Source organism: Paenibacillus sp. FSL H8-0457, from assembly GCF_038051935.1.
Taxonomy (GTDB): Bacteria; Bacillota; Bacilli; order Paenibacillales; family Paenibacillaceae; genus Paenibacillus_AQ; species Paenibacillus_AQ lautus_A.
In genome coordinates, this window is record NZ_CP150293.1 from 2,334,246 (window position 1) to 2,347,067 (window position 12,822).

Consider the following 12,822-nt stretch of genomic DNA (forward strand, 5'->3'; position numbering starts at 1 on the left):
GGGGGAGAATGAACGATGAAAAAAACAACTTTGCTGCTCGTATCACTCATGCTGATCTTCATCACGGGCTGTTCCTTGGAGCCGCCGGAATGGGCGAAGCCCAAAACCGGCGGAGACGTCAAAGACATCAAGATCGGTCTTTCCATCTCCACCTTGAATAACCCGTTCTTCGTCTCCTTGAAGGATGGCGTCGTCGCCGAAGCGGCGAAGCAGGGAATGGAGGTCGTTGTCGTTGACGCGCAGAACGACTCTGCCAAGCAGAGCAATGACGTCGACGACCTGATTCAGCAGGGCGTCAATGCACTGCTGATTAACCCGACGGATTCGTCCGCGATCTCGACCGTGGTTCAAACGGCAAACAGTTTGGGCATACCGGTCATCACTTTGGACCGTTCGGCGGATCAAGGCGAGGTCGCTGCGCTGGTCGCCTCGGATAACGTGAAGGGCGGACAAATGGCGGCCGAATATATCGTGGAGCAGTTGGGCAAAGATACGAAGGTCATTGAACTCGAAGGCGTTCCGGGCGCTTCCGCGACCCGCGAACGGGGCAAGGGCTTCCATGATATTGCGGATGAGCAGCTGAACGTGGTCGCGAAGCAAGCGGCGGATTTTGACCGGACCAAAGGTCTTACCGTGACGGAAAATCTGCTGCAGGGCAATCCGGACGCCAAAGCGATATTTGCCCACAATGACGAAATGGCCCTGGGCGCAATCGAAGCGATTCAAAGCTCGGGCAAAGACATCATGGTCATCGGCTTTGACGGCAACGACGATGCGCTGAAGTCCATCGAAGCCGGCAATCTGACGGCAACGGTAGCCCAGCAGCCCGAACTGATCGGTCAGCTCGCCGTCGGCGCAGCCAAGGACGTGCTGCAGGGCAAAGAGGTGGAAGCGAATATCGCGGCACCGCTGAAGCTGGTCGTGAAGGAATAATTCGCGAAAATCAAGAAGCGTTACCCTGCGATAGCAGCAGGGTAACGCTTTTTTTTGCCATCCTGTTCATTCCATTACGGACTGCGATGTAACTCACAGCCTTGCGATGGCAGCAGGAATACAATATCGTAAAAGAGAACAGTTATTTCGCATATGATAGTATAATGGTTGTGTATGCGTTTACTGCTTAGATGTAAAAAAGGAGCTATGTATCTATGACGACGGAAATAAGAAAACAAGCGATCGTGATCGTGGGCTACGGCGGAATGGGCAGCTACCATGCCAAGCTGATTAAGGACAACGCGTTTCTTGAGGTGACCGGAACCTACGATATTCTGGAAGAGCGCCGGAAGGCGTCCCGGGAGGACGGGTATTCTGCCTACGAGAGCTACGAGCAGGTATTGAATGATGCCGCGGTTGACGTGGTGCTCATTGCCACGCCGAACGACGTGCATAAGGAGCTGGCGCTTCAGGCTTTTGAAGCCGGCAAGCATGTCATCTGCGAGAAGCCGGTAACCTTGTCCGTAAGCGACTTTAAGGACATGGTCTCCGCTGCCGATGCGGCCGGACGGGTGCTGATGGTTCACCAGAACCGCCGCTGGGACGAGGACTTCCTGACGATTAAGCAAATGTACAACGAAAAGACGATTGGCGATTTGTTCCGTATCGAATCCAGGGTGCACGGGGCGAACGGCATTCCGGGCGACTGGCGCCATCTGGAAGCCCACGGCGGCGGCATGCTGCTGGACTGGGGCGTGCATTTGCTGGACCAGATCCTGTTCATGGTGGACAGCCGGATGACCAGCCTGAGCAGCCGCTTGAGCTTTATTTTGGGCGATGAGGTGGATGACGGCTTTGAATCGGTCATCGAATTCGAGAACGGCGTATCGGTACTGATCGAAGTGGGAACGACGAATTTCATTACGCTTCCACGCTGGTACGTCAAAGGAACCGAGGGAACCGGCATTATTGAGGACTGGTCGTTAAACGGAAGAGTCGTTACCCGGAACCAGGATGCCGCGAAAGTGGAGCCGAAGCCGATTCAAGCCGGGGTAGGCTTGACCAAAACGATGGCCCCTCCTTCCGAAGAAGCTACCATTACGGGTGCCCTGCCGGAGCCATACCGTCAATCCAGCAGCTTCTTCGATAACTTTGCGGCCGTGACCCGGGGCGAGGCAGAACCGATCGTCAAGAACGAGGAAGTGCTGCGCGTCCTGAACCTGATCGAAGCGGTGTTTGAATCGGCCAGAACGGGCGAAACGCTGAAGGATTTCGACATTTACCCTGCATGACCTGACGAAGGACAGCACTTATTGAATATCGTAAAGAAAGTACCGCAGCCGCCAAGCGATTATGCTTGAGGCTGCGGTACTTTTTATGTTGACGTCGTTGATTCGCCCATTCTTCATGGATTGCCAGTGCATGCTGCGGTCATTTGGCGTGATCCACCTTCCCGCTGCCTCCGCCTTGCAGCACCCGCCTATAGTCGCTGGGCGCCCATCCCGTATCCTGCTTGAACAGCTTCGAGAAGTAGGAATAATTGGCGTATCCGACCTTCGCCGCAATCTGATACACGGACAACGGAGTCGACTCCAACAGATGTTTGGCCGCCCGGATGCGGGCCTGAATGATATAAGTGCCTAAAGATACGCCCGTTTCTTTCTTAAAGACGCGGGCCAAATAATCCGGGTTCAGAAAGACGATTTCCGCCAGGGTCGTTCGCGTCAGCTCCTCCCCGTAATGGCACCCGATATAATGCTTGATTTCCTCCACCACGGTATGGGAATGGCCGGCGTAAGCGTGATATTCGGCTGCCGTGCGGACGAGATACGCCATGTATTTTTCCATGTCTTCTATCGAGTTTAACGACTGCAGAAATAACTGATCATTGGTTTTGCCGGTATATAGCTTATGAGCCTGAATCTCTTTGCCCTTCAGGTAGGAGTACACGAGCTGCACCATATCCAAGCGGAATAAACGCAGCACCGAAGCGCTGTGGACGCCGCTCTTGGCCAAATTCTGCAGGTACCGGCGAGTTTCTTCGAGAAAGGCGGCCGGGTTGTTTTCGGCAAGCAGCGCCTCCCAGTCTTGAAGCGGGGGAGGGGTATACGCGGCTTCTTGCAGCGAATGCCGTTCCAGAAACATGATCTGGTTGCGCTTCTTGATCATGTCCTCGTTCATTTGCAGCAGGTCCCGTATGGATTTGTTGATCCCCTCCAAAGCCGCCGAAACCGATACGTTGCAGCACGCATCGCTCCGAAGGAACCGGTTGGCTTTCTCGATGAAGGACGTGCAGATGGATTCAATGACTGCGGTATCCGGAGGATGATTCCATTTGAGCACGACCATCCATTCGTAATCCCTATACTCCATGACGGTCTCGACCGTAAAGAGCGGATCCTGGAACAATTCGGACAGCACGTTGAGAAACGCGTAATCAAACAGGTCCTTGTCTTCTTTGCCCAAGCTTTGATCATACGGAAAGATCGTGATCAGCAGGGGGAGAAACAGATCCGACAACGCATAGGACAGATTCTGCTCCGCGATATACCCGGCGATGGCCACCCGGTCCGACGAAGCTTTTTTTTCCTTGATCAGCTTGCTCCAGAAGTGCTCTTGCAGCTTTTTTTGGTTTTTCTTCCACAGCTGCCCGTCCTGTATCGCCTCCTGATCGCTTTGCTGTTCCTTAGCTTTGTACACGGCCTTGGAGATGATGAGGCTGAGCTTATCGAATTCAATCGGCTTCAGGAAATAGTCGAAGCTTTGCAGCTCAATCGCTTTCTGCGCATAGTTGAAATCGGCGTAATTGGTCAGGAAAATCGTCTGTATGCCGTATTGTTCCTCGCGTATCCAGGCGAGAAGCTCCAGTCCGCTGCCCTGCGGCATTTCGATGTCGCAAATGAGGATCTGAACGGAATGACCCTGCAGAATCTCCCTTGCCTGCGCCACGCTGTATGCGGTATGGACTTGTTCGATCAAGAGTGCCTTCCAATCAATCTTCTTTTCCAGCGCGGCCACGACAAAATAATCGTCATCAACCAGCAATACATTCATCGAATGTCTCCTCTCCTTTCCTGCAATGGCTGGGGAAGCGTTAGTGCGACGCTGGCACCGCCGCCTTCCGGGTTCGAAAATTCCACCTGCGCCCGATGATGGTAGAGCAGCTCCAGCCGCTGAAGGGTGTTCATGATCCCAATGTGTTTCCCTTCGCTTTGATCCAGCGGCTTGCCGTTTGCCAGCTTATCCAATACGTCTTCCGGAAAGCCGGGACCGGTATCGGAGATCCGGATGACCGCATAAGGCTTATCATCCTCCACCCGCAAACTGACGGTCAAGCGAATTTGCAGCACCTGATCTCTGGATACGGCGTATTTCACCGCGTTTTCAATAAAGGTCTGGAGCACCAGGGGGGGAATCGTGAGGCCGGCAAGCTCTTGTTCATACCCGATATGATAAGAAAAGGCATCGCGGTAGCGGTGCTTCTGAATCTCCAGATAAATCCGGACGTGCTCGATTTCGTCCTCAAGCCGCACGAGGTTATCGCCGCTCTGAAAGATGTAACGAAAATATTTGGATGTGGACAGCGACATATATTCGATTTCCTTAAACATTTGCATTTGCGCCATGCTGTAGATGTTCGTCAAGCAGTTCAGGAAAAAATGGGGGTTGATCTGCAGCTTCATATAATCGAGCTGGATTCTTTGCTTTTCGAGCTCCTGCTCGTAAATATCGATTTTAAATTTCTTGATCTGTTCGATCAGGTGTTTGAATTGGGAGTTCACCTGCTCGAGCTCGATGATCTCGCTGCTCATGAAATCCAGATTTTCGCTATCCTCGTGGATGCGCCTTACGTTTTCCGAGAAATTCTGAATCGGCTTTAACACCTTCTTCTTGAAATACAGCATGACCACGCTGAGCGTGCAAGTGAGCAGCACGAACAGCAGCATAATGAGCAGCTGGGCGATCATGATGGTCTCGAACACGCCGAACTGGATGACCAGCTGCACGTTGAAGGAGGCATTCGAGAATCCCTCAGTGACCGTAGTCCGCGGCTGTGACAGGCTGAACAAGGAAGCCTTGGCTCCTTCGAGCGGCTTGGCTCCCGCTTCGCCGGCACCTGGGCTCGTAAGGGCTGCTCCTTGGGCATCCACCAGAGAGACGAACCCGTCCTCGCCCAAATCCAGTTCCTGGAGCGGCCGGACCAGGTCGTCTGCAGAGATGAGGCAGATCAAGTAACGGTTGTGGTAGGGCACGATGTTGATGACGTAGTGCGTGTCCTGCACAAGGATCGGGTTCCAGTTCGAGTAGAACGTTTCGTATACGTTTTTGGAATCCGTGAGGGAGACGATCTGTTCCTTCAGTTCCTGGAACTCCGTATACGACAGGGACATGGGGGCATAGTTCTGGAAGAAATCCTGATCTTTTAAATAGAAGAAGAAGTTGTATTCCTGGCCATAGTTTTTTTGAAGCTCATTAAACCGTTTATGCACTCTTTCGCTCGACTTAATGTAATCCACGTAATCGGTGCCGGGGGTATCCATGTTCTTGACGCTTTCGTCGTTCGCGAGCGTCCAGCCCATATAATGGTTGATATACGAGAAGTCATGATTGATCTGCCGGATGTACAGATTCGCCGTATCCTGCAAATAGCGGGTGGATTGCTGCTTCACGATGAAGATGGAGGCGAAGCTGATCACCAGATCCACCACCAGGGCAAAGATCGATATGAAGAGCATGATTTTCACATAGTGACGGATGGGATAAGGCTTGTTATTCAGTGCTTTAACCATAGGGATGCCGTGATTCCTTTCAGTTCGCTTATATTATGAAAGCGTTTTTATATCGGTAAGGATATTATAAATGGAAACGTCGAAAAAAACAGGAGCGAACGCTCGGGCATTTTCCATAAAGTCCGGATAACACATCGGAAAGTCCGAATACCGGCATGTTTGAGCGGAGGACGCGGGGACGGCGGCGAAATGGACAAGGCAAAGGTCCGGATAGCGCATCATGAGGTCCAAATCATGACGCCGGATCGCAGTATACTGAAATTGCTTACGTGACATACCGGATTCACGACGACGCGAACAGAAAGGGGAATCGATTTGAAAGCAGGCCAACTGAATAGAACCACACACCCAACCCTCGGGCGGATCAGAAAAAATTGGGGCCTGTATTTGCTGCTGCTGCCTGCGGTAGTGCTGGTTTTGTTGTTTTCTTACGTGCCGATGTACGGCATTTTGATCGCATTCAAGGACTACAGTCCCGCTCTCGGAATTATGGACAGCCCCTGGGCCGGCCTGAAGTATTTCGAGAAGTTTTTTAACTCCTATCAATTCTCGACCACCATAACGAATACGCTGGTCATCAGCTTATACAGCGTTGCGACGTTCCCGATTCCGATCATGCTGGCCTTGATGGTCAATCAAATGCGCCAGAATTGGTTCAAGCGCTTCTTCCAGACCGTAACCTACATGCCGCATTTTATATCGACGGTCGTGATGGTGGGACTCATGCTGATTCTGTTCTCGCCGGGCTCGGGATTGATCGGGAATATCTTCCGGCTCTTCGGTGCGGAAGCGCCGAATCTGATGGGATCGGCCGGCTTATTCAGCAGCGTGTACGTATGGTCGGATGTGTGGCAGCATACGGGCTGGGACAGCATTATCTATATTGCGGCGTTGTCTGCGGTGAGCCCCAGCTTGTACGAGGCGGCCACCATGGACGGGGCAAGCAGATGGCAAAAAATCCGGTTCATCGACATCCCGATGCTGATGCCAACGGTCGTAACGCTGCTTATTTTGCGGATCGGGAGCTTGCTTGGCGTCGGCTTCGAGAAGGTTTATCTCATGCAAAACAGTCTCAATATAACCTCCAGCGAGGTCATCTCCACGTATGTGTACAAAATCGGGATGCTGAGCAGCCAATACAGCTTCTCGTCGGCCATCAATTTGTTTAATACGGTCATCAATTTTGTTCTGCTGATTCTGGTCAACCAGATTTCGAAAAAATACAGCGAAAACAGTTTGTGGTAACGCAAGAGAGGAAGGGTTCTATGGGCGTAGTGGAAGTAAGAGAGAAGACGGGGCCGCGGCAGAGGAATACCCGATCTTCCGACAGGGTGCTGGAAATCGGCCTGTATGTATTCGCCGTCTTGATGCTGATCGTGCTGATTTATCCGCTGTACTTCATCATCATCGCTTCGTTCAGCGAGCCGGCAGCGGTCGCGAATGGACAGGTATGGCTGTGGCCTAAGGATTTTACGCTGGCAGGCTATCAAGAATTGCTGAAGCACTCTAATATATGGATTGGGTACCGAAATACGATTGTGTATACGATCGTGGGTACAGCCATCGGCCTGGTGGTTAACATATCCGCGGCTTACGCGCTGTCCCGCAAAGACCTCGTGGGCCGCAAGTATATATCGCTGCTCTTTATATTTACGATGTTCTTTAACGGCGGCTTGATTCCGACCTTCATGACGATCCGCGATTTCCAGCTGTACGATACGTTTCTTGTCATGGTGCTGCCGTTCTCGGTTGCCGCCTTCAACATCATCGTGGCGCGGACCTTTTTCCAGAGCAGCATCCCGGAGGATTTATGGGAGGCGGCACAGCTGGATGGCTGCGGAAATCTCAGGTATTTCGTGACCATCGTGATTCCGCTTTCGAAAGCGGTCATCTCGGTCATCGCCTTATGGACGGCCGTGGGTCATTGGAATTCTTATTTCAACGCCCTGATCTATTTAAAAGATTCGAATCTGTACCCGCTGCAGCTCATACTGCGCAATATTCTGGTCACCAACCAGATGCAGTCCGCCATGGGTACCGGGGAAGCCGCGGCCATTGCGCTGCGTCTGGCCAATATTATGCGTTATGCGGTCATTATCGTCGCCACGGTGCCGATCATGTGCATCTACCCGTTTGTGCAAAAGTATTTCAATCAGGGGGTGATGATCGGAGCCGTCAAGTCGTAACACCGCGATGGATTGATGAAAAATAAGTATTGGGGGAATGGTGGAATGGGAACAAACCATGCAAAGAGGAGACATCGCCTCAAGCTGGCTGCCGTCATCATATTGACCGCAATCCTGCTGTTGAACCTGGCGGGCTGCAGCGGCGGCAAGAAGGAGGACGCCAAGTCGGATGCCGAAGCCGCTTTTAACAAAGAAGGCCTGCCGATCGTGAATGAACCGATTACGCTGGACGTGCTGACCGTTCGCTGGGGCAACATGGGGGATACGTTCCTCCAGAACCAGTGGCTCAAGGATTTGGAGAAGGAGACCAACGTCAAAATCAATTGGCAGATCATGTCCTCCAATGATTGGGGCGAGCAAAAATCGATCATGCTGGCGAGCGGTACGCTGCCGGATATCATTTTCGGGGATATCGTATTCAGCGATTCCGATATCGTCAACAACCTGTCGTATTTCCGTCCGCTCGACGACTACATCGATCAATACATGCCGAACCTGAAGGCGGCGCTGGAAGAAACGCCCGAGATGAAAAAGATGAGCACCTTCCCGGACGGGAAAATCTATTCCTTGCCGGCGCGGCTGCCGTCAAGGCCGAAAGCATCGATCCAGCCGATCATCAACAAAGCCTGGCTGGATCAGCTCGGACTGGACGTTCCGGACAACACGGACGAATTGTATAACGTATTCAAAGCGTTCAAAGAAGGGGATCCGAACGGCAACGGCAAGGCCGACGAAATTCCGGTCAGCGGATCGGGGAACATCAGCATCGATTTGCTGAATCCGTTCGGCATCACCGACATCAACGGAAACAGCATGATGGTCATCGATAACGAGCCCGTGTTCTATCCGGTGACGGAGAACTACAAAGAAGCGATCAAGTGGGCCCATAAGCTGTACGCCGAAGGCCTCATAGACCAAGAGATCTTCACGCAGGACAGCACCATGTCCACGGCAAAACATCAGAACCCGGATGCGGCGCTGATCGGGTTCTCCAACCAATGGGTACCGGACGCGGTATTCGGAAAATGGAAGGATCAATACATCGCGATTCCATCCATTGCCGGTCCTGACGGAAAACGGTACCAGGGCGGCGAGCCTGAGGGCATGAGCCTGCGCAGAAACGAGTTTCTCATCACCACGTCGAACAAGCATCCGGAAATTTCGGCCCGCTGGGCGGATCAGTTCTACACCAATGAAGCGAGCATCCAGAATTTCTGGGGAGCCATCGGCACGGTGATTCAGAAGAACGACGACGGCACGTTTACGCTCATGAGTCCGCCGGAGGGAACGAGTGCGGATGCCTGGTACTGGGAGCAATCCGTAAGGGATTTCGGTCCCAAGTACGTAAGCCCGAGCTTCGAGAAAAACATCATATTGGATGAGACCACGGGCGACGGGTTGAAGCTGGTCATCGACAAGCTGGGCAGCGATTACGTGACGACGCCGTTCCCGAACGTCATGTACAGCGCCGAAGAATTCCAGGAGCTGCCTACGTTGACTACGGATATCGATGGCTTTGTCGGCACGACCCGCGCAAAATGGATATCCGAAGGCAATATCGATGCGGAATGGGACGCGTACGTCAAGAAGCTGAACGATATGGGACTGGAGCGGCTGGTACAGATCCGCAAGGAAGCCTATCAGCGGTATATCAGCGTCAAATAAGGATTGACGGCAAGCGTCATGAGCTGCCCCGCAGATCGAAATGCTGCGGGGCAGCTCGATTTCGACATGGGATGAAAAAGGATTATGATCAGTATTCATGTATCAGACTTCAACGGAGAAGGCGGAATCATATTGGAGAAGCGAAGCGGTCCCCTTTGTCCCCGGATTTTTACCATATAACAAAGCGCAAAAAAATCTGGGGGCAACAGGGATCGTAAGTATGATCCGCATTCGAAGTGATGATTAAGCTTTTATTGAATCGACTTCTAGGGAACTCAGGAGGCAGCAATCATGGGAAACATCAAAGTCACGGTATGGAATGAATACCGGCATGAGAGACATAATGAACAGGTAGCCGGCATATATCCGAATGGGATTCATCGTGCGATAGCGGATCATCTCGAACAGGTGGAAGGTTTGGAAGTAGCCACCGCCGTACTGGATGAGCCGGATCACGGATTGACCGATGAGCGATTGGCGAACACGGATGTACTGCTGTGGTGGGGCCATCTGGCACATGACGAGGTCCGCGACGACATCGTCGAGAAGGTTCGGCAGCGGGTGCTGGACGGCATGGGATTGATCGTTCTGCATTCCGGTCACGGATCCAAAATCTTCTCCAGGCTCCTTGGCACGAACACCGGGATGCTGAAATGGCGCGACGACGGCGAGATCGAGCGTTTATGGGTCGTTGAACCGAGCCATCCGATTGCACGTGGGCTGAGTGAATATATCGAGATTCCGCGGGAAGAAATGTATGGAGAGCGGTTCGAAATTCCGGCGCCGGATGAGCTTGTGTTCGTCTCCTGGTTTGAAGGCGGCGAAGTGTTTCGAAGCGGGTGTTGTTACAGGCGCGGCAGAGGGAAGCTGTTTTATTTCCGTCCGGGCCACGAAATGTTTCCGGTCTACCACCAGCCCGAAATTCTGCAGGTGATTACCAATGGCGTGTTCTGGGCCGCTCCAGTTGAAGGAGCTAAAACGGCTTACGGGCGGGTGGCGCCCATCGCTCCTGTCGCACAATCCTAATGAGAGACCTAATATGAGGAGTGTTCTAACGATGAATAAATTTCGAATCGGCTTAATCGGTTTGGGCGGGATGGCGCAGGAGCACATCCGCTGGATGAATGCAGAGAAAGTCTATCAGTTTGTGGCCGTGAGCGACGTCAACGGGGAAGCGGTGGCCAGAGTAGGCGATCAGCTGGGGATCGAGGACGGGAAACGCTATGCGGATTTCAAGGATTTAATTGATGATCCTGACGTCGATGCCGTCATTTCGGTCACGCCCAACAACGTGCACGCTGATATCATCAGCGCATGCTTGCAAGCCGGCAAGCCTTTTTTGGCGGAAAAACCATTCACGCGAGTCTTCGAAGAAGCCATCTCCTTGCTGGAGCTGTATGAGAAACAGCCCGTTCCCGCCATGATCGGATTTACGTACCGATATACGCCCGCTTTTCGTTATGCCAGGGAACTTATCCGTACGGGCAAGCTGGGTACGATCCGTCATTTCTCCATTCAGTATTTGCAGGGGTTTGGCGTGCCGAACCAGCAGGTTCCCTACATGTGGAGATACAACAAAGCCATCACGGGGACGGGAACGCTGGGAGATCTCGGTTCGCATATGATTGATATGGCCCGTTTTCTGTTTGGAGAGTTCGAAGAAATCACGGCCCAGCTACATACCATCATCCCGGAACGCCGGGACCCGGTGACGGGAGCCATGGCCAAGATCGAGGTCGATGATTTTGCCAGCTTCCAGGCCCGGATGGAGGGTGATATTATGGGCGTATTCCAGACGTCACGCAATGCATTCGGTTCAGGCAATCAGCATGAAGTGTCCATTTATGGCGACCACGGCACGGTCCACGCGAGCACATTGGATCCGGAGCGGGTGGTGTGGATTCGCGAAGAAGAGCCCGGGCAGCTCGCCAGAACGGCAATGGAAGTGCCGCAGCATTGCAAAGTCAAGCAGTATGCCGATTTTGCCGCGATATTGCGGGGAGCGCCTGCCGACGGAGTGCCCGGGTTTATGGACGGCTACCGGAATCAAGAAGTGCTGGATGCGGTCGTCAGGTCAAGCGAGACCAAAACGGTGGTTGAGCTGGGCAAATCCATCGGCCAACGGATTCAGAGTTTGTCATAACGTTTTGCCCATCCAAATATAGAGCGCCATCAAACTGAACAGAAACAGGCAGAAGATAACGCCCACAAACAATCCGCGTTTAACGGGCGAGCGATGGAACTGAAAAGGGGTACGCAGTTCCCCCGTGCCTTCGATCAGGAACAGGATCAGCACCGTGTGAATGATCATATGGCCGATCACTTCTTTGTAACCGAATACAAGGCTTGTCATAATAAAAATGCCGGATACCAGCAGTGCCGTGAACCGGTTCATGATGCCTACGATGAATGCCCATGCCAGTCCGATTTCAACAAAAGCGCTAATCATGACAAAATGCTCAATGGTAAAACCGAAGGTAGGAAGTCCATAGCTGCCCATAACCGTGCAAGCGAGCTCGGGAATGGTCAGCTTTTCCATGGCAAGCCAAGCGAGGGACATGCCTGTGCATATATACAAGACCGGGGCTGCCGATCTTTTGATGGGAGTGCCGCACACAAACAGGTAATAAACAATGCCGAGATAAAGCAAATAATCGATGGAATGAAAAAGACCGTAGGATAAGGACGCCTGAATATAGAGCAGGAATAGGATGGCGCCGCTCACCGGCAAGGTGCGTTTATAGAGAAGGCACGCTGCGGCTGCGGACAGGCCGAGGATGATCCACATGGAATTGGTTCGGAATTCGGGGGCGAGGTAAGAGCCGCTCAGAAGCTGCAGCACAAGCCCGATGGCCAGCCCAATACGCAGAATCACCTCGGTGTGGGGCCCAAGCCTGTGCAGCCATCCGTGGATTCGCACGACGGGCCGCATCTTTCCCAAGGGATCGTGTAATGCGCATGTGAGCAACAAGATCAGCAATGTAAACGCTAACCAAAATAGGAACGTCAGCGTAACGATACGGGGAAAGGGCAGAGGGACCCATTCGAAATTGTCCGTGAACCATTTGACATGAATATAGATGTTGCTAATCTTGGAGAAATGCATTACCATTCAATAAGTTCCTCCCTTAACCAACTCTAGTCACCTAACCAAGATAATACATATTTAACTAAAAAAGTATATTGGTGGATGAATATATCCCTGATAATGATAATATTATCCCTTAGCGAGCATACCTGGGCAGCGT

10 protein-coding genes are annotated in these 12,822 nt (G+C 52.4%); 7 read left to right on the plus strand and 3 right to left on the minus strand.

Annotated features, from left to right (window positions below):
• Positions 1–15: 15 nt before the first annotated feature.
• Together rbsB and MHI43_RS10165 are read left to right on the plus strand one after the other, a co-directional pair.
• Positions 16–933, plus strand: a complete 918-nt coding sequence (rbsB, locus tag MHI43_RS10160) for a ribose ABC transporter substrate-binding protein RbsB (RefSeq protein WP_009592597.1) — start codon at positions 16–18, stop codon at positions 931–933.
• Between the two features lie 227 nt (positions 934–1,160).
• Positions 1,161–2,225, plus strand: coding sequence for a Gfo/Idh/MocA family oxidoreductase (locus MHI43_RS10165; RefSeq protein ID WP_235201906.1), 1,065 nt, complete (start codon positions 1,161–1,163; stop codon positions 2,223–2,225).
• Positions 2,226–2,364: 139 nt separating this feature from the next.
• Here MHI43_RS10165 and MHI43_RS10170 read toward each other — a convergent pair whose 3' ends face one another.
• On the minus strand, positions 2,365–3,987 hold the full coding sequence (locus MHI43_RS10170; RefSeq protein WP_036665819.1) for a response regulator: 1,623 nt from the start codon (positions 3,985–3,987) through the stop codon (positions 2,365–2,367).
• Complete coding sequence (locus MHI43_RS10175; protein WP_036665817.1) at positions 3,984–5,723, minus strand: histidine kinase; 1,740 nt, start codon at positions 5,721–5,723, stop codon at positions 3,984–3,986. Before MHI43_RS10175 ends, MHI43_RS10170 begins: the two co-directional genes overlap by 4 nt.
• Before the next feature lie 315 nt (positions 5,724–6,038).
• On the opposite strand from MHI43_RS10175, the gene MHI43_RS10180 reads away from it, so the two are divergent.
• From MHI43_RS10180 to MHI43_RS10200, 5 genes are all read left to right on the plus strand, one after another.
• Positions 6,039–6,968 (plus strand): ABC transporter permease subunit, encoded by a 930-nt coding sequence (locus tag MHI43_RS10180; RefSeq protein WP_036665814.1) that lies wholly within the window; start codon positions 6,039–6,041, stop codon positions 6,966–6,968.
• A gap of 20 nt (positions 6,969–6,988) precedes the next feature.
• A complete protein-coding gene (locus tag MHI43_RS10185; RefSeq protein WP_036665812.1) occupies positions 6,989–7,909 on the plus strand; it encodes a carbohydrate ABC transporter permease in 921 nt (306 codons plus the stop codon).
• A gap of 45 nt (positions 7,910–7,954) precedes the next feature.
• Entirely contained in the window at positions 7,955–9,574 is a 1,620-nt protein-coding gene (locus MHI43_RS10190) for an extracellular solute-binding protein (protein ID WP_036665809.1), read from the plus strand.
• Positions 9,575–9,865: 291 nt separating this feature from the next.
• Positions 9,866–10,600, plus strand: coding sequence for a ThuA domain-containing protein (locus MHI43_RS10195; RefSeq protein ID WP_036665807.1), 735 nt, complete (start codon positions 9,866–9,868; stop codon positions 10,598–10,600).
• Positions 10,601–10,631: 31 nt separating this feature from the next.
• Complete coding sequence (locus tag MHI43_RS10200; RefSeq protein ID WP_015734388.1) at positions 10,632–11,717, plus strand: Gfo/Idh/MocA family oxidoreductase; 1,086 nt, start codon at positions 10,632–10,634, stop codon at positions 11,715–11,717.
• Here MHI43_RS10200 and MHI43_RS10205 read toward each other — a convergent pair.
• On the minus strand, positions 11,712–12,686 hold the full coding sequence (locus MHI43_RS10205) for a hypothetical protein (RefSeq protein WP_081746364.1): 975 nt from the start codon (positions 12,684–12,686) through the stop codon (positions 11,712–11,714). The two genes, MHI43_RS10200 and MHI43_RS10205, sit on opposite strands and share 6 nt — an antisense overlap.
• Positions 12,687–12,822: the final 136 nt, after the last annotated feature.

What these genes read in the sequence shown, in the direction of transcription:
- MHI43_RS10170 (WP_036665819.1), bottom strand. Translation starts at nt 3,987, where the DNA reads ATGAATGTATTGCTGGTTGATGACGATTATTTTGTCGTGGCCGCGCTG.
- MHI43_RS10185 (WP_036665812.1), top strand. Translation starts at nt 6,989, where the DNA reads ATGGGCGTAGTGGAAGTAAGAGAGAAGACGGGGCCGCGGCAGAGGAAT.
- MHI43_RS10205 (WP_081746364.1), bottom strand. Translation starts at nt 12,686, where the DNA reads ATGGTAATGCATTTCTCCAAGATTAGCAACATCTATATTCATGTCAAA.
- MHI43_RS10195 (WP_036665807.1), top strand. Translation starts at nt 9,866, where the DNA reads ATGGGAAACATCAAAGTCACGGTATGGAATGAATACCGGCATGAGAGA.
- MHI43_RS10175 (WP_036665817.1), bottom strand. Translation starts at nt 5,723, where the DNA reads ATGGTTAAAGCACTGAATAACAAGCCTTATCCCATCCGTCACTATGTG.
- rbsB (WP_009592597.1), top strand. Translation starts at nt 16, where the DNA reads ATGAAAAAAACAACTTTGCTGCTCGTATCACTCATGCTGATCTTCATC.
- MHI43_RS10190 (WP_036665809.1), top strand. Translation starts at nt 7,955, where the DNA reads ATGGGAACAAACCATGCAAAGAGGAGACATCGCCTCAAGCTGGCTGCC.
- MHI43_RS10200 (WP_015734388.1), top strand. Translation starts at nt 10,632, where the DNA reads ATGAATAAATTTCGAATCGGCTTAATCGGTTTGGGCGGGATGGCGCAG.